Origin of the sequence: Pseudomonas sp. MIL9, from assembly GCF_016887925.1 — a bacterium.
Classification (GTDB): domain Bacteria; phylum Pseudomonadota; class Gammaproteobacteria; order Pseudomonadales; family Pseudomonadaceae; genus Aquipseudomonas; species Aquipseudomonas mohnii.
In genome coordinates this window covers 13,276-32,448 of the sequence record NZ_JAFEHE010000025.1, presented here as the reverse complement: position 1 = coordinate 32,448, position 19,173 = coordinate 13,276, and the positions used below count along the sequence as shown (strand labels likewise).

Below are 19,173 nucleotides of genomic sequence, written 5' to 3'. Positions count from 1 at the left end.
CACTAGGCCACGGACGGATCGCCAAGATAGGTCGCGATCTCATTGACTGTGCTGCGTGCTGTGCGTGTTACACCGATCAGTGTGGCGGAAGCCGAACCTGTCCACTCGCCATAGCCCACCAGCCATAGTCTTGGTTCTTGGATCGAGTGAGTGCCGTCGACCTCAACACGACCTTCAGTGTCGATCACCCCCAACGAATCCAGATGCTGAAGTGCGGGCCTGAACCCGGTACACCAGATCACCACATCCACTGCCGATTCAGATCCATCGGCCCACATCACACCATCGCGAGTGAAGCGTTCAAAGGGGCGCACAGATTTGAGGACTTCACGCTCACGGGCTTCCAGCACTGGCGGCACCATGACAATGTCTCCCAACCCGCCGACGGGCTGATCAATGACACGCCCCTCCTGCTGGGCCTTCAAGCGCTGAGTGGCGCGCTCGAACAGTACCCGTCCATCCACGTCGTCAGGCAAAAACACCGGCTCGGCAGGGGTTACCCAAGTGGTCTCGGCGACCTTGGATACTTCTGCCAAAATCTGCGCTCCTGAATTGCCACCACCCACCACCAACACCTTCTTGCCAGCAAAGGCTTGTGCATCGACATAGTTCGCGGAATGCAATTGCCAACCGGCGAATAACTCGGCATCAGGGTAGTGAGGGATATACGGATTGCTCCAGGTGCCGGTGGCGCTGATTACAACCCTGGTATCCCAATACCTGTCGTCAGAACGTACTCGTAAGCCAATTTCAGTACGCTCCACAGCGGTGACCCGAACCGGACGCTCAACAGGAAACTGGTAGCGCTGCTCATATTGGTTGAGGTAGTCGACCACATGATTTCGCGTTGGATACCCCTCCTGCGCAGGAGGCATCATCCAGCCTGGGATCGAACTCCAGGTGGACGGGGAGAATAAGCGCAGCGAGTTCCAGCCATGCCGCCAGGCACCACCGGGCTCTTCCTCTGCGTCGAGGAAAACGAACGAAAGTTGAGTTCGGCGAAGAAAATACGCTACCGCCAAGGCTGACTGACCCCCGCCGATAATCACTACATCTCGTTGGTCGCTGGGCGAAGGAGTCATGGGGAAAACCTTGAGTTGATATTGGGCGGTAGCCAGTATGGCGATCCAGATTTGAACTCAACTGATCCAGCTCATAGGTTGAGGATGCTGATCGACATTGATTGAATGCTTCGAATAACTGCTTACCAGATTCTCGACTTAGTAGCCGCTTGAATGCCTGTCCGCCGCTACTATAAAATGAACGCCGGAGATGGCATTCCTCCTTTAACCGCCTTTGTGCTGATGATGCCTACGTGAACCCTGGACAGGGTGCGTAGGTGTGTCTCCCTGTCCTCCAATTTAGGACAGGATCGTGACTCAAAATCTTATATCAGCTCCCTCTCATAATCTGCGGTTATCAGCATCTCCTCAGCTCTACGAGCTCAGAGGAGACGTGCAACCATGCTGAAATCACTTCTAGTTATTGCTATCGGCGCATCGCTTGGTGCTTGGTTGCGCTGGCTCCTAGGCATGAAGCTCAACGCGCTGTTCCCGACGATCCCTCTAGGCACAGTGGTCGCGAACATGGTTGGGGGCTACATCATTGGGTTGGCCATCGCGTTCTTGGCCGCATCTCCCTCCCTAAACCCTGAATGGCGTCTGCTGATCATCACGGGTTTCTGTGGGGGACTTACTACCTTTTCTACATTTTCAGCCGAAACAGTTGCCCTAATTCAGGAGGGCAGGGTGCTCTGGGCATTCGGCTCTATTTCATTGCACGTCATGGGCTCGTTGGCGATGACGGCTGCCGGGCTTCTGTCCTATCAAATGATTGGCACACGTTGAGGAAATGAACATGAAAGGTTATCTGGTGATTTTCTTTACCCAGCAGAACCGTCGTTATCAGGGGAAAATGCTGGGTGAATGGATCGTCGATGTGGCTAAAGAGATGGGGTTGCGCGGCGCGACCCTCTGCACAGGAATTGAAGGATTTGGGCACACAGGGAAATTGCACTCATCGCATTTTTTTGAACTGGCGGATCAGCCTACCGAGATTCGCATGGCTATCACCGAAGACGAATCCGAAAGGTTATTCAAGAGGTTGGGTGTTGAGGAGATTTCCGTGTTCTACATAAAAACCCCTATTGAAATGGGCACCATCGGAAAAAAGGCCAACTAGCCCAAACCTTGCTAAGCCTTGGAGATATGAACAAGATCTATGCGGATATCCCGGCTGGTGACGCGATTCCCGATGACTTTTTCACCGTTATCGAGATCCCTGCATACCAATCTCCAACCAAGTGCGAGATGGACAGGCGCTCAAGCCTGCCTGGTTTGTAAAGACAACTCGGAGAGATGACCGTGCAATTCAAGGATCACTGGGGAAATGTCTAAACAATCCAAGCCGCCGCGGAGGTGAGTTGGTATCAAGAGCATGCCGCGCTCTCGCTGAAGTTGATTCAAGAGGCGGCTGTACCGCTTACGGTTTCTATCATTGATGTTGGCGGCGGCGCATCAACGCTGGTTGTTGATCTTCAGCTAGCGGCTATGAAAATGTGACGGTTCTCGATCTTTCTAGTGCAGCGCTGGCTGCGGCAAAGGACAGGCTCGGCGCTCGCGCTGCTGACGTACGGTGGTTAGAAGCTAATATCATTGATGCCGAGTTAGGTTTGAACACCTACGACCTTTGGCACGACAGGGCGGTATTTAATCCTGACCAGTGCACAAGAGCGCCAAGCTCACGTCCGGGCGGTATTACTGGCGGTCTGGTTATATGGCAACTTTCGCCGAGGACGGGCCCAGCAAGTGCAGCGGGTTGCCGGTTATGCGCATGCTAGCCTACACGGCTCGGGCTTAAGTCGTAAACCACTGCCTTGAGCGCTGAAGAAGGCGTGATGCAGTAGGCCCAGATGTAAGCATGGTGGATTTTCTTATCGCCTGGCGCGAGCATCTGTACAGGCGTTTCGTCAGCGTGAATCACACCTTGAGAAAGCACCGTTTCGCGCAGCGCATCGACCAAGGGCTGGAGCTGCACATCAGTTTGGCCGACCCATTGCGCCGGTGTCGAGCGTTAGCCAGGCCAGCGCGGCCGAAGATTTTCTCTTGCCGATACGGTGGTAAATGGTCTGCTAACTTGGCCACCATCACGTGAGCCGGTAAGCCTGCAGTCGGGATGGATCCGCATTGCTCAACCCAATTCGTGAGCTCCATGATGGCAGCCTCCAGGGCGAGTTGTTTTTGGTTAATTTTCAAAAGCAGGGAAGGGAACAGTAGATCAAATAGTGCATAAGAATATTCACTTGATATTTCAATTTTTTTCAAGGGTAGAAAATTTTTAGGGTGACAGATTTAGCTCGGCTATACTAAGTGGGTAATTAGTGTTGGTGAGTGCGTTTAGCAAAGAATTGAAAATTATAGAAATTTAAAAGCGTGAGTATCGTTGCTTGTTGAAAGTTCATCTGTGATGACTTAGTGTCGTGACGAGGATTTAATATGAACGTTTTATTGAAAGAACTTCATGCCTATCATCATGAAGTGGCTGTAAAAATTACTCAGATCAAAGAGTCGCTGAGGAAGTTGAGGCATGAGTCCAATGGTGCTGATGACTGCAAGCTGTTGTTCACGATGCTGGAAGCCTTGCATGACGATGCAGAGCGGCACCACCATGAAAATGAAGAACTTATTCGGCTGGCCTTGCTAGCGACTGAGGCACCGATCCATCAACGGGTTAAGGATATCGAGCGAGATCATCAGGCATTTGGGCGCATTGCTGGGCAGCTGAAGATGTTGGAGAACACCACTCAGGAAACGAGTGTGATTGCTGATACTGTCGATGACTTCATAAAAAAATATTACGATCATATGGAGGCGGAGGAAAATATTTTCTTTCCTGTGGCGGATAAGTGGCTGTCAGACAGCCAGTGGCAGGAAATAAAACGTCAATGGCATTAAATGGAGCTGGCTGTATACCTTAAAATTAAGTTGCTAGTTAGTGATCGATATCGCTAAGTAATTGCGTGGTTGCTAAGTAGTTTGCCCGGGGCTTCATCTACTCGCCGGGGGGGGCGTATATCGCTTGCTTCTTGCTGCATGTCCCTTCGCTCTGGCGCTCGTGCCGACTACACAAAGATCTAGGCTATTTATCAATGGTTGCATGCAGTGCGAAATAGCGATTGCGCTGGATAACTAAACTCCATCAGTTAAATGGTGGGCTGGTGCCAGTTCTGGTCGAAGAAAAACTTACCATCGTATTCGGGATTAGTTGATCACTATAAGCTGTCATCAATTTAATCGGTCGACTGAAGAGGGGAGAGCTCGTTTGAGTTTCGTCACGCCCTTCAGTTCGCCATAGAACCTGACGTTGTTGCAATCGCTCATTCCGGCAAGGCCCGGCGTACTTAGCTCCTCGGCGAGGGTAGGGCCTAGTGATGCGGTATCCTATGCAATACCGCTCACAATCATGGTCGGTGCACCGATGTACCTCGATGGTTATGCAACGCTTCCATTGGTGCATTAGGTGATCTGGCGGCTGCTTTATGTGCCTTGGTGAGGAGCGCTGGATTGGCGTAGATCCGTTTTATCAGGTCTACTTCTGGCGTTTCACTGACTCTGGTCATGACTAGCCTTAGGGTCGATCTATGTGCATAATATTATCATTCGGTGATAATTCTAGAGCATTGGATTCGCTCTTGTCTCAGCTCTCGGTGATGCTCCCTGATCCGTTGCCGGGATGCAAAGTCACGCGTAAGAACAGAAAAACGTGAGCGCTCGGAGACCCGCATGAAACGTGAGGACGTAAAAACCAGACACGAAGAAGGCATTCAGTTTGACACCCATTTGATTGCCAACCCAGCCAATACTCAGGAGTGGATTGTCTTCTTCAAAAAGGATGCTGGAAGAAGCTTTTTCCTAGTCAATGACAACGAAGAAATCGAATCATTCCGGCATCTTGATAACTTGATTCATGAGCTTAGAGATATTGGTATCAAGGTCGCCGAAATTAATTTTTGAGTGCTTGCGTAAAGAACGGTTCTGTCGGGAGGACAAAGTATCGAATGGCATGCATGAGACGTTCTCGTATCACGGGTGCCGCGTCGAGTTGCTCCAGCAATGTTGACCTCGCTCAAGCAACGCCTTTCCAGTCAGTACGCGGAGTCGAGTAATGAGGGCGAGAGTTCCAATTAAAAAATCGGCAGCAATTGCCTTGTTACGTGCAGCAGGCAAATTGGCTGCCGAGGTTTTGAGCATGATTGCCCCTCATGCCACACCCGGTGTTTCTACCGATGAACTCGATCAGTTGTGCCATGACTACATAGTCAGTGTGCAGAAAACTATTCCAGCTAATGTCGGTTATCACGGTTTCCCAAAGACTGCATGCACCTCCGTCAACCATGTGGCGTGTCACGCCATTCCGTCGAATAAGAAACTCAGAGATGGCGATATCGATCAATATCGACATCGCAGTCATCAAGGATGGTTGGTTCGGTGACACGAGCCGCATGTACTTTGTTGGTGAGCCAAGCCCTGAGGCTCGCCGACTGGTGGATACTACCTATGAAGCTGTGTGTGCCGGAATTTACGCAGTAGGCCCAGGCGCCACGCTAGGTGATGTCGGGCACACCACTCAAACAGTGGCGAAGCGGGAGGGCTACAGCGTTGTCCGCGAGTGCTGTGGTCACGGCATCGGAATGGTTTACCACGAAGAGCCTCAGGTACTTCACTTTGGGAGCCCTGGTGAGGGGCTGAAACTGAACCCGGGCATGATCTTCACCATCGAGCCGATGCTGGGCGCAGGAAAGCACGATGTCAGAGCTTTAGGTGATGGCTGGACGGTAGTCACCAAGGATCTTTCGCCCTCGGCACAATGGGAGCACATGGTTCTGGTGACTAAGGAGGGCTTCGAGGTTCTGACTCTTTGGTCTGATCCGTCCGAAGAGTATCCGGCGATTTTCTGAGTCGACAATTCATTCCACACGCTAGGGTAACGAATAGGCCCCGGAGCTTCGTTCGCGGCCATCGACGCATGTAGTTGGCCGCAAAGTTACGCCTAAAGGTGGACGGAGGCGGGGCGATGAGTGAACATCAGGGCGTTACATGTTGAGGTGGCTTTTAGGCAGGAATAGTAAAGGGTGCGTGGTCGTTCGGATCATTCTTGAGGTCGTACTACCAAGCCAGAAACGGTGGGCTCGTGAATGACTAAAAGCGCCCATGACCAACAGGTCTATATTGTGCTCGGTCTGATAGGCCTGTAGGGCGAGATTCACTTTTCCGTCGCAGATAGCTGTCCGGACATCACACCCGACTGTCTTCAGAATGGCTTCCGCTGAATCGAGTTGCTCTAAGTTCTTAGGCGTTTTGGCCGCAACCATGACGAGATGTACCGCTAGATTTTTGAGTATTGGACTGGCGGCCAGCATTTCCACTCCCATGTGCGTGACCTCGCTCGCGTCATACGCGAGCACCAGGCTTCGCGGAGCCTTGAAGGTGGTTGGGGTGACCAGAATAGGTTTGTGTAAAGCATCGATGATCTTTTCGAGTTGGTTGAGGAGTGGGTAAAGCGAGCTTTGCTTTCCCATCACTAACCAGCGCATGTCATTTTCCATCTCTAGCAACTGACACAAGAGCTCTCCGTTTTTTTGGCGTAGTTCCGGCTTCATCACGCCATCAGTAATTGCTCGTTCCCGTGCGTTTTGCAGCATCAGGTAACCTTGTTTGAGTGCCCGCTCATGGCGCCGTTCGTCCAGCGTCATGCTGTCCAGCATGTGCGCCAAGCTACCGGGTTGAGTTTCCATACAAGAGGGGCGATTTACAACATTCAGGAGGGTCAGCGGAAGGCCGAAGTTGAGACTGGCCCACGCGGCGTAGTCGCAGACGGCCGGAGACGCGTTCGTGCTATCGATACAGGCTAATATGCGGGTCATTCATACCCTCTTCTCTGCGACCTTGAAGAGCCTGTCAAGATCACGTGGGCTATAAACGAAAGTGCTTGTCTCGACCCGGCTCGTCACGTTTGTATAGATAAACTTGATCAAGTGCCAGTATAGCAACTCTGAAGAGCCTCTTAGCAGGCCAGCCTAATCAAGAGACGATGCCGGTCATGTGTAAGGTGTACTGATGCACTGTCAGGAGCCCGTCGGCGTTGACTGCCCCCTCCCGCGACGAAGGCTAAGGCAAACCCTCGATGCTGGTTTGCGTCTGTTGTCCGTCGTCGGCCAGTGAGGCTTCTCGCATATTTGATAGGCATTCATTCACCCTTGTAGCAAGAGCGTGAAGCTCAATATGGCCAACCGAAAATGCTCATCTGGCATCACACTCTCCTCGCGAGATCGATGTTGCTGCTCATTGATCCTTTGAGCTGCTCGCAAGTGCGTTGGCTGCAAACCTCACAAGAGGTCACGCAGCCTCGGCTTTATTTGTGTCAGTTCAAAGCGGGTAGTGCTTCGGATAGGGCAGTTGTGCAACGCCGGTATTGACAGCGGCCTTGGCTACTGCACCGGCTATTGCTCCGAGCAGGCGAGCGTCGAGGGCTTTGGGGAGAATGTAGTCGCGTCCGAACTCAAGTTTGTCGATATTGAACGCTTGCAATACTTCCACCGGGGCCGGCTCTTTGGCCAACTGGCGCAGTGCTTCAACCGCCGCGATCTTCATCGCTTCGTTGATCTGCTTCGCGCGAACATCCAGGGTTCCACGGAAAATGAATGGGAAGCCCAGGACATTGTTGACTTGGTTCGGATAGTCGGAGCGCCCGGTCGCCATGATCAGGTCGTCGCGTGTCGCCATGGCCAGCTCGTAATTGATTTCAGGATCCGGGTTCGAGCAGGCAAACACGACTGGATTGGGTGCCATGGCTCTCAGTGCTTCCACCGGCAGAAGGTTGGCCCCGGATAGTCCGATAAACACATCGGCACCTTGGATGGCGTCCATCAGCGTGCGAGGGCCACCGTCGTTCACAAATTGCTTTTTGTACTGATTGAGGTCTTCACGTGCAGAGTGGATAACACCGACGCGGTCAACCATGTACAGGTTGCTTTGTTGGGCGCCGAGGCTGAGTAGCAGGCGCATACAAGCAGTTGCTGCAGCTCCGGCACCGAGGCAGACGATTCTCGCGTTCTCTAGAGTTTTTCCCTGAATCTCCAGTGCGTTCAGCATGCCGGCGGCAGTGACGATAGCGGTGCCATGCTGGTCGTCATGGAACACCGGGATGTTGCATTGTTCAATTAGCGCTTCTTCGATTTCGAAGCACTCAGGGGCTTTGATGTCTTCCAGGTTGATACCGCCAAAGGTATCGGCGATACGTACGACAGTATCGATAAAGGCTTGAGAGCTCTCGGCATTGACTTCGATGTCGATCGAATCGACTCCGGCAAAACGCTTGAACAACAGAGCCTTGCCTTCCATAACTGGTTTGCTGGCCAGGGGGCCCAGATTGCCCAGGCCCAGAATGGCGGTGCCGTTGGTTATGACTGCCACCAGATTACCTTTGCCGGTGAAGCGGTAGGCGTTCTCTGGGTTCTTGGCGATTTCGCGCACAGGCTCGGCTACGCCCGGACTGTAGGCCAGTGCAAGTTGGACGGCAGTGTCTGCTGGCTTGGTCAGTGCTATGCCTATTTTTCCTGGGGTTGGGAATTCGTGATAATCCAGTGCGGCCTGCTTGAAGTCGATAGTCATACGAACCTCTAATTAGACATTGATTACAATTGCATGCTAACATTATTATAACGCTTGGCAACTAGGTTCCTGAACTCCAGGGCTGGTTCCAAATTGCCGGCTTGAACGCTTCTGACGAATAGGTTGGTCAGCGAGTGGATCGGTTCTATTGGTGCCAAGACTTCAGGGCGGGCCTGTATTTTTGGGTCAATAGAACGCTTTATATGCTTGAACCCATCTTAGGCCACCTTGTGTGGCCTTTTTTTTGCGTATTTCGAACGTGATGGGTGTGGTGGTGGGAGGGGCTATGAGCTACTGACAGTCCCAAGCGGATGCCGTGTAGTGGTTCAATATACTGGCGAGCGGAAGGGGAGGTAAGAAAGGCGGAGGCGACTTCGATTGATTAATCGCGATCGATTGCTGATTCAGCGGCTACTTCAGGCAAGGCATGCGGCGCTTCGATTCTTTCTTTTAGTGTGGCCGCATAATCCTTGGCACTCTGCTCATTGCGAAACTGAATGTTACGGCCGCCGAAGCAAACCGACCAAAGCTCTTCGCGCTGGTTAGACAACTGCTTAACCTTGACTGACATGATCAAACTCTCGAAGTGGGGCAATTAGAAGTGAACTTCGGCAGATTTGATGCCTATGTCCCGAAGCTCATGAATCGCGTCATCCAGGTGCCCAAATGACTCGATTTCTTCGTTGTCATTGACCAGGAAGTAGCTTCTTCCCGCCTCTTTTTTGAACAGGATGATCCACTCGCTTGTTTTGGCCGGGTTGGCGATCACGTGCGTGTCGAAGCGCATGCCTTCACCGTGTTTGGTTTTGACGTCTTCGCGTTTCATGTGCTTCTCCGAGTGTGGACGCATTCTGTCCACGAGTGTGATTGAGGTCTTTCTGTGCTGGATTTTTAGCGCACTTAGTGACTGTACCAAGGTAATTCTATGGCTTTACTGTTATCACTGCATGTGAATATTATGCACATGCCAACCGAGAGAGGCTAGTCATGATTGCGATACGAGAGGCATGGAAAGCGGGCCTGTTAAGGCCTGAGCACTGGCTTCGAAATATCGTCTCTGGGGTTATCGTCGGCGTCGTGGCGTTGCCCTTGGCCATGGCGTTTGCCATCGCCTCAGGTGTCAAGCCTGAGCAAGGGATTTACACGGCTATTATCGGTGGCCTCTTGGTTTCTCTCTTCGGAGGTAGCCGTCTTCAGATCGCTGGCCCGACAGGGGCATTCATCGTCATTCTGGCTGGAGTGACCGCTAAGTACGGCGTTAGTGGCCTGCAGCTAGCAACGATTATGGCCGGGGTGATCCTGTTGTTGCTCGGTACTACCAAGCTTGGGGCCATCATCAAGTTCATTCCCGACCCTGTGATTGTCGGATTCACTGCCGGTATTGGTGTGATCATTTGGGTGGGGCAATGGAAAGACTTTTTCGGGTTGCCGAAAATTAGCGGTGAGCATTTCCATGAGCGACTCTGGCACCTGCTCCAGGCGCTTCCCCACGTTCATGTGCCCACAACACTGTTGGCGCTTTTGAGTTTGCTGCTGGTCATCACGGCACCCAAGATACCTGGCATAAAGCGTGTGCCGGGGCCCCTGATCGCCATGGTCATTGTGACGGTAATTCAGTCTTATTTTCAGTTTGCCGGCGTTGCAACGATTGGCAGTGCGTTTGGGGGGATTCCTCAAGGGCTGCCTGCAATTGGCCTACCTGAAATAACCATACCTCAGATGGTCGAGTTGATCGGCCCAGCGTTCGCGATTGCGATGTTGGGGGCTATCGAGTCATTGTTATCTGCTGTCGTCGCTGACGGGATGGCGGGAACCAAGCACGACTCCAATCAGGAGCTGATCGGCCAAGGCATCGCTAACCTAGTCACTCCTTTGTTCAGTGGTTTTGCTGCGACAGGCGCGATTGCTCGAACAGCCACTAACATCCGCAATGGCGGAAACAGCCCGGTTGCGGGGGTTGTCCATGCGCTCACATTGATTTTACTGATTTCTTTCCTGGCTCCTCTGGCCTCGGACATTCCGCTGTGCACTCTGGCTGCGATCCTATTTGTCGTTGCTTACAACATGAGTGAGCTGAAACATTTCAAACGCATGGTCGAGCGGGCCCCAAAAGCCGACGTCGCGATACTTCTCATAACCTTCAGTCTGACCGTTTTGAGTGATTTAACGATCGCCGTGAATATCGGTGTCATTCTCGCCATGCTGCAATTCATGCGTCGGATGGCGTCTTCAGTCGAAGTGCAGCAAATGGTCGAAAAAGAGCTTGAGGTTGAGTTACGGATCAATGGGCATGTTCATCTTCCGCCTGGCGTTCTGGTTTATACCATTGAAGGGCCGCTCTTCTTTGGCGCAGCAGAAACCTTTGAGCGCGTTCTGGCTCAAACGCACACGGATCCAAGGACATTGATTATTCGCCTAAAGCGAGTGCCGTTCATGGATATAACAGGCTTACAAACACTACTTGAAGTTGTTGAACACTTACATAAGCGTGGCATCGTCGTAAAACTGTGCGAGGCCAACGAGAAAGTTCTTGGCAAGTTGGACAGGGCGGGGATACTCCACGCGCTCGGTTCAGAGCATTATCATGCCGATTTCAATGGTGCACTGAATAGTCATGTCGCGAGTGTGAAGCCGTCCGGCCATAGCTGAGCTGGAATGCTGCAGGTAGAGCGATGAGCTGACCCCTTTTCACGCCAGCCCATTCGCGAAAGCATTATTTAGCCGCAACTTTATTGTTTTTGGTCGAATAGGACACGCCATGCGTCTCCAGGTAGTCTCGAATAAGCTGACGGACGACCTGTGAAGGCGTCAGATCCTGAGCTGAACAGAGCTCCTCAAGGGCTTTTTTCTTGATGGGATCAATGAGCACAGTCAGTCGTGCAGTTTTGTTTTCCATGGAGTCGCCGGAACCCTGATTTGATCAATGATAATCAAATTATAATTCCGAGGGCTTTGTTTGTCACCGTCTAGGTGCGTCAGGGTCAGCTGGATTGACTGTGAACAATACTATCCGATTCCGCGCAGCCACCCGTCAAGATGACTTGGCCAGTGGACAGCGCAGCCTCCTGCGCAAGCTTTCTTCGAGAGCTGTTGCGATGATCCGCATCGATGCCATCTGGCTCGCCACCGAGCCGATGGACATGAACGCTGGTGACTGGCAGCAGCGCTTCGCGCTCAAACGCTTTGCGGAGAGTTGAAGCATGGCCAAGGATATCGAAAACCCCCTGTATTTCTGTTTGCCAACTGAACAGCGAACTTTGCCTGAGCTGTGGTCGCACCAGGGACGACATCAAAAAATGGAAGCGCATGAAGCGCCCAGAAAAGATGGCCGCCGTGCAACGTGCGACTCTGCGTCTGAAAAGCCTGCAAAAAAAGAACACCTAAATCTCTGTGATTATCGATTCTGAGCAAGGCTGTTTGTGCTTGTTATCGGAAACTGATGAGCATCGCTTGATGTGATTCGGTGATTGCGCGCAGGCGCGACTCTCTAAGTTGCAGGGCGAGCTCTGTTCGTTTGCGTTGCTCGATCTCTTTAAGCATCAAACCAAGTACAACTGTTGCAACCGGCATGACCAGCAGCAAGGGAACAGCTGTCTGTTCCAGGCTGGATGCTGCTTGTGCTGTAGGCAACAACAGCAGTAAGCGTCCGCCCAACACCTCTTGCGTGGTTAAACGGGCGTCCACCTATGCGGCAGCAACTCGTCAATTTCACTCGCCCGCTGCATCGGCGGGCGTGTCAGGACGTCCTTCAAATACTCGTATGGATCATGCCCATTGAGTCGCGCCGACTGGATCAAACTCGTCGCAGTGGAGGAGCTTTCCGATTGGGTAGAGCAGCGCGGATCGACCGGCATCGCCGATAACGTGCGCTGCGCGCTTACCACGGGATGCAAACCTGGAGTTCATCAGCACCGAATCACAGAGCTTTCAACCTTTGGCCGCCACGTACCTGACAGCAGGCTGGAGCAGGTCAAACCGACGTCGCAGCGTGATACGGTAGAAAACCGCATTGGAGTAACCATCGCGGTGATAAGGACAGGAAGAGAGCGCATGCAACTCGAAGTTAGCGGTAACTGGATTTTCGGAGAGGGGATAAGGTTTCATTAGACCACTACATTTTCTAACGTTGGGTGCCGACCTCGGTTTGCCAAGTCGGCCCGCGATAGACTGAGGGTTGTACCGCGCGACCGATTGCGTCGCAGTTCAACGACGTGTACAGCATGTTGATGAGCGTTAGGGGAATTGACAGCTCATAGGGGCACTCTCCAGCTATCCTCAAATCAACCAGAGCTGGTGATTCAAAACCTGTTCGTGCAACTGAAATACTGACGAAACATTCCGGCCATATGATTCGCGTCACCTAAACCTAGGAGGGTTGGAGATGAATCGGCCATCAAGAAGCATGCGCAAACTGCTCGACTCCGTCGCCACCAACAATGAGGCAGCGGCGCTTGATGTGATGCGTGCTGCCGAGCAGCTCCAGGATGAGGTATTGCGCCAACGATTGCTCAACCTGATTCATCGGCTCAACCAAGACGCCAGTGAGTTGCGAATGGCGCGGGACGATATCCAAGGCGGAGCCATCAAGCTCGCATGACTCGCGTCCACCACTTTTAAGGTCGTACGCCTAAGGCACGCGCTGAGTGGTACGACGAACAGTTTTATCTCAACTCAGGTAGTACTGGGCGGTGACGCTGCAAGCTGCCGTTGACTCCAGCTCTACTTGAAGAGCTTGAGCCCTCAATTGAACCACGACTAAATCACCTACTCGACTCGTATCATCCACGTTGAAGGGCGACCAGATCAATCAGGTGTCATGAGCACCGCAAGCGTCATGTTAATGAATTCTTCGTTTCGGTCGATAGCTGCCAGTACACCGCGAACGTTTCCGGCGACCTCCGCCGATCCTCGTTGCTCGACCCAGAGTGTGAGCTCCATGATTGCTGCTTCGAGAGCCAATTGATTTTGATTGATCTTGAAGAGTAAGGAAGGGAGCAGGTCTGCGTTCGACATCGTATTTCCTCCGTGAAAAGAAGACAGCGTAGCAGGCGGTTGCTATTCCCGTTCGAGCTGCCTGGCATCGGAGGTTACTGCTTCCATGATGGACACCAGCTCCTCAAGCAGTTCCGCATAATAGCGACTGAGATAGCCGGCAATAGCTTCATTGCGGAGCATGCGTACGAGATACCCCTTGGCCACAACCAAGACCAACATCGTCTCGCCCAGCGTGTCTTCGACCTGCTTGTAATCGTGTTGCAGATTCTCCATCTCGCGTTCCATTCGGGCAATGTCGACCGCACTGACATCACTTGGCTTTTTCTTAACTTCGACCAGCATCTCTGGCCGTGACGCCGCCAAGACCAACGGTGCGCCACGCCACGGCCTACATGTTCGTCCCCAAGGATGTCATCTACAACGAAACGGCGTTGCTCCATGGGTTGGATCAGGCTGACGAGGCACCGGCGATCATAGAGACGATGCCCTATTTCTTGCGTGTCGTGAACGAGGACAGCGTGCTCCAGGAGCGGCGCCTGCGGGATCTGCGCAAGCAGCTTGAGCGAGAGGAGCGACAGCAGCGAACTCGTCAGGCAGCCGGCAGCGAGTACAAAAAGCACGCCATGCGCTTACTGCTGGATGCCAGCCGCAGCGGCCTGTGCGACCTCCCGTCGGACGACGCTTCCGAGAAGAAGCTTGAGGCCGCCCTGCTGCGGGTCAAGCGTATCAATGCGAATAGCGTAACGAACCCCAATGAGAGTGAGCTCGGCAACCTATACGACAATCGACGCCGCTTGCTGAGTGACATCGAAAAGGCGCGCAGGCAATCCCGTGCGACTCGCTCGGCTCTTCAGGACATGGTGGGTTTTCAGGGCGCTGTACGACGCCAGTACGAGAAGCTGAAAATTGCTGAGCACCTTCAGCCGGCAACTGACACTTGCCCGTTGTGTGATACACCGACGGAGCGCGGCATTGCGATCTCTGAAGCCATTCGCCATTGGCCGAAGAGGCCGGACACGCAATAAGGAGCGTGCTCACCGTCTGGCAAGCGCGGTATGACATGGCCTGTAGGGCCTCGCGCAGGGCCAAGTCGAGACTGCGGGTCATGCTTTGTGCGGTCTCTGGTTGCGTCCTGCGCCCTTATGACTCAATCAAAGGGTCTGCGTGTTGCCGCTGACCGAAAACTGACCCAGTAAAGGCTGTTCTGCCGACTGAAAACTGACCCAGGTGTTCAACTGCTTCTGCTCACTTTCCGAGCAGGAGAACACAGGGTGATCAGCATGGAAATGTTGGGAAAAATCCGGCGGATGTACTTCCGCGACAAGCTCTCGCTGCACCAGATAGCCAAGCGTACCGGGCTGTCGAGAAACACCATCCGAAAATGGGTCAGAGCGCCCGAAGCCACTCAGCCGGCGTACCAGCGGTGCGCGACCTTCAACAAACTCAGCCCATTCCACGACACGCTGGAACAGGCGCTGAAAGCCGATTCGTTTCGGGCAAAGCACAATCGCAGAAGCGCCAAAGCACTTTTCGAGCAGATCAAGGCCGAGGGTTATGACGGCGGCTACAGCCAGCTCACAGCGTTTGTACGCTCGTGGCGAGGTGAGCAAGGCAAGTCTTTACGCGCTTTTGTACCGCTGACGTTTGCGCTCGGTGAAGCCTTTCAATTTGACTGGAGCGAAGAAGGGCTGCTGATCGGCGGCCTGTTTCGACGCATCCAGGTCTCCCACATGAAGCTGTGTGCCAGTCGCGCATTCTGGTTGGTTGCGTACCCCAGCCAAGGTCACGAGATGCTTTTCGATGCCCATACACGCTCGTTCGGAGCGTTAGGTGGCGTGCCGCGTCGCGGCATCTACGACAACATGAAAACGGCTGTCGACAAGGTCAACAAAGGCAAGGGCCGCACGGTCAATGCCCGGTTTTCCGTGATGTGTGCGCACTACCTGTTCGATCCGGATTTCTGCAACGTAGCCTCTGGCTGGGAAAAGGGCATCGTTGAAAAGAACGTTCAAGACAGTCGACGGCGCATCTGGATCGACGCTCAAAACTGCATGTTCCACACCTTCGAAGAACTGAATGCCTGGCTCGGCCAACGTTGCCGGTCGCTCTGGAGCGAGCTGCCGCATCCGCATTACAGCGGGCTAACGGTGGCAGAGGTCTTGGAACTGGAGCGAGCTGAAATGATGCCGATGCCGACGGCCTTTGATGGCTACGTCGAGCGTACCTTGCGGGTCTCCAGCACCTGCCTGATCAGTGTGGCGCGAAATCGCTATTCGGTGCCTTGTGAGCGAGTCGGCCAATGGGTCAGTAGCCGTCTGTATCCTTCTCGGATCGTGGTCATCGCCGACGAAACGGTGATCGCCAGCCACGAGCGCCTCTTTGATCGAGATCAGGTCAGTTTTGACTGGCAGCATTACATCCCACTCATCGAACGCAAGCCGGGTGCACTGCGCAATGGCGCACCGTTTGCCTATCTGCCCAAGCCGTTACAACTTCTCAAACGGGGCCTAAGACGTCACAGCAACGGTGATCGAATCATGACGCAGGTGCTCGCTGCCGTGCCCATCGCCGGTCTCGACCCGGTGCTGGTAGCGGTAGAACTGGTGCTTGAGTCGGGAAGTCTGAGCGCCGATCACATCTTAAATGTTCTCGCCCGGCTCACCGCTACTGCACCACCGCCTTCCGTAGAAACCAGCCTGCAACTCAAGGTGGCTCCCGTTGCCAACACGGCCCGATATGACCAACTCCGTACAACAGATGAGGAGAGCCGCAATGCGTGACTTGATGGCAGAACTTAAAGAACTGCGTCTGCATGGCATGGCGCAGGCTTGGGAAGAACTGGCGGCCCAGGGAGAAGCTTCGACGGCATCCTCGAAATGGCTGCTTGAGCATCTGCTCCAACAGGAGCAGGCAGATCGCGCCGTGCGCTCTGTGAATCATCAGATGAACATGGCAAAGCTCCCCATGCACCGTGATTTAGCTGGCTTTGACTTCAGCGCTTCCAGCGCTGATGCCCGTCTGGTCAAGGAATTATCCAGCCTTGAGTTTACGGAGACTGCACAAAATGTCGTGTTCATCGGTGGGCCTGGAACCGGAAAAACACACCTGGCCAGTGCCTTGGCCGTGTCCGGAATCACCACTCATAACAAACGAGTACGGTTCTTCTCCACGGTCGATCTCGTCAACCTGCTGGAGCGTGAAAAGTACGATGGTAAGGCAGGCCGAATCGCCCAGGGACTGCTTCGAACAGACCTGGTGATACTCGATGAGCTTGGGTATTTGCCCTTCAGTCAGAGCGGTGGCGCGCTGTTATTTCACCTGCTTTCAAAACTGTACGAGCACACCAGCGTGGTCATCACCACCAACCTCAGCTTCTCGGAATGGTCGAGTGTGTTTGGCGACGCCAAGATGACCACTGCATTGCTGGATCGGCTGACACACCACTGCCACATCGTCGAAACGGGCAACGAGTCCTACCGCCTGCAACACAGCACCTTGGCCGCCCAGACAAAGATCAAATCGCGTGAACGAAAGCGCAAGGACGAAGATGGTATCGAGGACGATGAACCGTTTTGATCTGCACCATAAACACCCTGCCGCATGCCTGCATGCGGTGGGGCCCGATGCGTCTTCAACCAGAACACTACTCTAAGCTTATCCACAAATGCTGGTTGAAAAATCAGCAATCCGCCCTGGGGTCAATTTTCAATCGGCAGGGTGGGTCAGTTTTCAATCAGCGCCAACAAATCAAGGGCACTTAAGGCTGGGGTAGGATTAAAGTTTGTGTTGGAAAATGGAGGGCCCACACGAGAGGCATGACATCCCACTCGATGAAGGCCGATTGGCGTCGTATGGTGATTGATGGGTGCAGACACCCATGGGGGGAGATACATATGCCGCGCAAGAATTCACCGAGAGGTGTCCTAACATCGCATCGAGTCTATTTAATCGGAGCTCGTGGGTTCGCTTATCTGGCTGTACCTCAGAATGAGCTTTCTGAGTGGATAGGAATGCCTCAATTAGCTCGGCAATCACTGCTTTAGCCACAACCCGATTATCAGAGTGACCGTATTGCTTACGGTAGACGCTCAATTGCAAGAATGGCCAATCGATAACCTGCGTTTGTAGCTTCCCGAGGTCGAAGAATTTAGCGCGACCACCACCTAACAGTTCATCACAAAGCGTCTCCATGCACTGCGCTACCACGTCTGCTATCGATGGGTAAGCTACGATTTTTGGTGAGTTTGAAGATATGATCTGATGGTAGTCGGAGTACCCGAAGCATCTAGCAAGTAGATTTTGCGCTTCTGACAGTCGGATAGGCTCGGTTCCCGGCCAATCGCGCTTTAAGCATTTCGCAAGACGCGCGAAACCGCTACCACTATTAAGATCTTGAGGGTAAATAGGAACGCGCATAATCATTCTCCAATCGTCCAGGCGGTGTCGGCTGCCCGCAGTGACTAATGTCGAATGCATGCAAAAAGAAGGGGTGCTGCGACCTGTGGGTTACCTATGCGTGCCGACCGCTCGATCCAGGGAGACCGATCTAACGCGCTAATGCTATCAGACGTGCGAGGTGGGGTTCAATGATGCCGTCGATCCTTCCACCATTCGTTCAGTCGATAGTCATCATTAAAGAATGCAAGTTTTGTTTTGCTGGCAAAAGAGGAGACTGGCGTTACACCGAAGCGGTTTCTGAAGGAGCAAACGCGATGAGAATTTCCACATTACTGATTCTTGTCGCCGTGTTGAGCTTTGGTACTGCAGCAATGGCGCCCGCCTATGGCGCAGGTGGGGATGCCTGCCATTTTCTGCCGATGGATAACAGCTCACGGGTCTTGCAGCATTCACAGTCGGTAGGGGTTCTCTACAGCGAAAACACCGTAAATACCGTCGAATACCTCGAGCAGTACCATTCCGTCGCGCTGAAAGGTGCTAAAAATGATGCGCTCGATTCCCGCATCAGCAGCGCGTTTATCAACAGTTCCGATCCAAAGCTTGCGATCGACTGGCTCAAAAACTCTCTCCAGAAACAATTTTTCTCAGTGACCGTTTACGACAACCTTGATGCTTTGGTGCAAGCGCACCCTGACGTGGTGGTAATGCTGGACACTCACAGTAGGTTGGTTACGAAACGCAATTCCCAGTTCGAGGCTCGCTTCCTTGCCAAGTTCTACGATTCGAACCTGCAATATATCGGTAAGGCTGAGGGCTCGCGCACTCAGCAGATGCCTTCGGTGTGGGTGCATGGCAAGGCCGCACCGCAGATTGCTGCGCAGATCAATCAGCAAACCGAATTGCAGATGAATGCCTTGAAGCAGTTCGATGCGTCGTTGAAGGCACTCGTTTCATCCAGCCACGTGGCTCAGCTTACAAATAACTGATGGCGTGGCCCCTAGGCTGGGTTCGAGAGACAAAATGAACCGACGCCCAGGCGTCGTAAGTTTTGCTTCAATGCTCGTTGGGTAGGTGTCCTAATTTCGATTTGTCCAGGTTTTATCTAGGCGTG

20 protein-coding genes, 5 pseudogenes and 1 riboswitch are annotated in these 19,173 nt (G+C 53.1%); of the genes and pseudogenes, 14 read left to right on the top strand and 11 right to left on the bottom strand.

Features of this window, described 5'->3' with window-relative positions; all coding sequences use genetic code 11:
- Positions 1–2: 2 nt before the first annotated feature.
- The gene (locus JQF37_RS24545) at positions 3–1,082 is read right to left on the bottom strand and encodes an ArsO family NAD(P)H-dependent flavin-containing monooxygenase (RefSeq protein ID WP_130209124.1); all 1,080 of its coding nucleotides are present in this window, start codon (positions 1,080–1,082) and stop codon (positions 3–5) included.
- Positions 1,083–1,259: 177 nt separating this feature from the next.
- Positions 1,260–1,321: riboswitch (Fluoride riboswitch) on the top strand.
- Between the two features lie 142 nt (positions 1,322–1,463).
- On the opposite strand from JQF37_RS24545, the gene crcB reads away from it, so the two are divergent.
- Positions 1,464–1,847 carry a fluoride efflux transporter CrcB gene (gene crcB, locus JQF37_RS24540; protein WP_130209126.1) on the top strand — a complete coding sequence of 128 codons (384 nt, stop codon included), beginning with the start codon at positions 1,464–1,466 and terminating at the stop codon, positions 1,845–1,847.
- A gap of 10 nt (positions 1,848–1,857) precedes the next feature.
- Complete coding sequence (locus JQF37_RS24535) at positions 1,858–2,181, top strand: DUF190 domain-containing protein (protein WP_130209128.1); 324 nt, start codon at positions 1,858–1,860, stop codon at positions 2,179–2,181.
- Between the two features lie 657 nt (positions 2,182–2,838).
- On the opposite strand, the pseudogene JQF37_RS24530 reads toward JQF37_RS24535, so the two are convergent.
- A pseudogene (locus JQF37_RS24530) lies at positions 2,839–3,176 on the bottom strand (transposase); the annotation flags it as partial.
- 318 nt (positions 3,177–3,494) lie between these two features.
- Between JQF37_RS24530 and JQF37_RS24525 the strand changes: the two are divergent.
- From JQF37_RS24525 to map, 3 genes and pseudogenes are all read left to right on the top strand, one after another.
- On the top strand, positions 3,495–3,953 hold the full coding sequence (locus JQF37_RS24525) for a hemerythrin domain-containing protein (RefSeq protein WP_130209130.1): 459 nt from the start codon (positions 3,495–3,497) through the stop codon (positions 3,951–3,953).
- Between the two features lie 828 nt (positions 3,954–4,781).
- Positions 4,782–5,012 (top strand): hypothetical protein, encoded by a 231-nt coding sequence (locus JQF37_RS24520; RefSeq protein WP_130209132.1) that lies wholly within the window; start codon positions 4,782–4,784, stop codon positions 5,010–5,012.
- Positions 5,013–5,163: 151 nt separating this feature from the next.
- Positions 5,164–5,956 (top strand): annotated as a pseudogene (gene map, locus JQF37_RS24515) (type I methionyl aminopeptidase).
- A gap of 135 nt (positions 5,957–6,091) precedes the next feature.
- On the opposite strand, the gene JQF37_RS24510 reads toward map, so the two are convergent.
- The 4 genes from JQF37_RS24510 to JQF37_RS24495 all read right to left on the bottom strand — a co-directional run bounded on the left by JQF37_RS24510 (position 6,092) and on the right by JQF37_RS24495 (position 9,495).
- The gene (locus JQF37_RS24510) at positions 6,092–6,922 is read right to left on the bottom strand and encodes a universal stress protein (protein ID WP_130209134.1); all 831 of its coding nucleotides are present in this window, start codon (positions 6,920–6,922) and stop codon (positions 6,092–6,094) included.
- 502 nt (positions 6,923–7,424) lie between these two features.
- Positions 7,425–8,669, bottom strand: a complete 1,245-nt coding sequence (locus JQF37_RS24505) for a malic enzyme-like NAD(P)-binding protein (RefSeq protein WP_130209136.1) — start codon at positions 8,667–8,669, stop codon at positions 7,425–7,427.
- A gap of 382 nt (positions 8,670–9,051) precedes the next feature.
- Positions 9,052–9,240 (bottom strand): hypothetical protein, encoded by a 189-nt coding sequence (locus tag JQF37_RS24500; RefSeq protein WP_130209138.1) that lies wholly within the window; start codon positions 9,238–9,240, stop codon positions 9,052–9,054.
- A 24-nt stretch (positions 9,241–9,264) separates the two neighbouring features.
- A complete protein-coding gene (locus JQF37_RS24495; protein WP_130209140.1) occupies positions 9,265–9,495 on the bottom strand; it encodes a hypothetical protein in 231 nt (76 codons plus the stop codon).
- Between the two features lie 161 nt (positions 9,496–9,656).
- Here JQF37_RS24495 and JQF37_RS24490 point away from each other — a divergent pair, with 161 nt between their 5' ends.
- Positions 9,657–11,318, top strand: coding sequence for a SulP family inorganic anion transporter (locus JQF37_RS24490; RefSeq protein ID WP_130209142.1), 1,662 nt, complete (start codon positions 9,657–9,659; stop codon positions 11,316–11,318).
- A 64-nt stretch (positions 11,319–11,382) separates the two neighbouring features.
- Here JQF37_RS24490 and JQF37_RS24485 read toward each other — a convergent pair whose 3' ends face one another.
- Positions 11,383–11,565 (bottom strand): CopG family transcriptional regulator, encoded by a 183-nt coding sequence (locus JQF37_RS24485; protein ID WP_130209143.1) that lies wholly within the window; start codon positions 11,563–11,565, stop codon positions 11,383–11,385.
- A gap of 100 nt (positions 11,566–11,665) precedes the next feature.
- On the opposite strand from JQF37_RS24485, the gene JQF37_RS24480 reads away from it, so the two are divergent.
- Both JQF37_RS24480 and JQF37_RS24475 read left to right on the top strand, forming a co-directional pair.
- On the top strand, positions 11,666–11,866 hold the full coding sequence (locus JQF37_RS24480; RefSeq protein ID WP_130209145.1) for a hypothetical protein: 201 nt from the start codon (positions 11,666–11,668) through the stop codon (positions 11,864–11,866).
- Between the two features lie 3 nt (positions 11,867–11,869).
- A pseudogene (locus tag JQF37_RS24475) lies at positions 11,870–12,053 on the top strand (DUF1289 domain-containing protein).
- 42 nt (positions 12,054–12,095) lie between these two features.
- Here JQF37_RS24475 and JQF37_RS24470 read toward each other — a convergent pair.
- Both JQF37_RS24470 and JQF37_RS24465 read right to left on the bottom strand, forming a co-directional pair.
- Positions 12,096–12,353, bottom strand: a complete 258-nt coding sequence (locus JQF37_RS24470) for a hypothetical protein (protein ID WP_130209147.1) — start codon at positions 12,351–12,353, stop codon at positions 12,096–12,098.
- Positions 12,338–12,469: pseudogene (locus JQF37_RS24465) on the bottom strand (transposase domain-containing protein); the annotation flags it as partial. The pseudogene JQF37_RS24465 and the gene JQF37_RS24470, both read right to left, overlap by 16 nt.
- On the opposite strand from JQF37_RS24465, the gene JQF37_RS24460 reads away from it, so the two are divergent.
- Both JQF37_RS24460 and JQF37_RS24455 read left to right on the top strand, forming a co-directional pair.
- On the top strand, positions 12,444–12,776 hold the full coding sequence (locus JQF37_RS24460; protein ID WP_130209149.1) for a hypothetical protein: 333 nt from the start codon (positions 12,444–12,446) through the stop codon (positions 12,774–12,776). The pseudogene JQF37_RS24465 and the gene JQF37_RS24460 overlap by 26 nt on opposite strands.
- A 274-nt stretch (positions 12,777–13,050) precedes the next feature.
- On the top strand, positions 13,051–13,266 hold the full coding sequence (locus JQF37_RS24455) for a hypothetical protein (protein ID WP_130209151.1): 216 nt from the start codon (positions 13,051–13,053) through the stop codon (positions 13,264–13,266).
- A gap of 206 nt (positions 13,267–13,472) precedes the next feature.
- Here JQF37_RS24455 and JQF37_RS24450 read toward each other — a convergent pair whose 3' ends face one another.
- Both JQF37_RS24450 and JQF37_RS24445 read right to left on the bottom strand, forming a co-directional pair.
- Complete coding sequence (locus JQF37_RS24450; protein WP_130209153.1) at positions 13,473–13,682, bottom strand: hypothetical protein; 210 nt, start codon at positions 13,680–13,682, stop codon at positions 13,473–13,475.
- A gap of 42 nt (positions 13,683–13,724) precedes the next feature.
- Positions 13,725–14,039: pseudogene (locus JQF37_RS24445) on the bottom strand (plasmid partitioning protein RepB C-terminal domain-containing protein); the annotation flags it as partial.
- Here JQF37_RS24445 and JQF37_RS24440 point away from each other — a divergent pair.
- From JQF37_RS24440 to JQF37_RS24425, 4 genes are all read left to right on the top strand, one after another.
- A complete protein-coding gene (locus JQF37_RS24440; protein WP_223272705.1) occupies positions 14,036–14,689 on the top strand; it encodes a hypothetical protein in 654 nt (217 codons plus the stop codon). The pseudogene JQF37_RS24445 and the gene JQF37_RS24440 overlap by 4 nt on opposite strands.
- A 255-nt stretch (positions 14,690–14,944) precedes the next feature.
- Complete coding sequence (istA, locus tag JQF37_RS24435; RefSeq protein WP_130209190.1) at positions 14,945–16,444, top strand: IS21 family transposase; 1,500 nt, start codon at positions 14,945–14,947, stop codon at positions 16,442–16,444.
- Positions 16,437–17,240 carry an IS21-like element helper ATPase IstB gene (gene istB, locus JQF37_RS24430; protein WP_130209155.1) on the top strand — a complete coding sequence of 268 codons (804 nt, stop codon included), beginning with the start codon at positions 16,437–16,439 and terminating at the stop codon, positions 17,238–17,240. The genes istA and istB overlap by 8 nt, the downstream gene beginning before the upstream one ends.
- A 1,136-nt stretch (positions 17,241–18,376) precedes the next feature.
- Positions 18,377–19,048 carry an ATPase gene (locus JQF37_RS24425; RefSeq protein ID WP_130209192.1) on the top strand — a complete coding sequence of 224 codons (672 nt, stop codon included), beginning with the start codon at positions 18,377–18,379 and terminating at the stop codon, positions 19,046–19,048.
- Positions 19,049–19,173 lie beyond the last annotated feature (125 nt).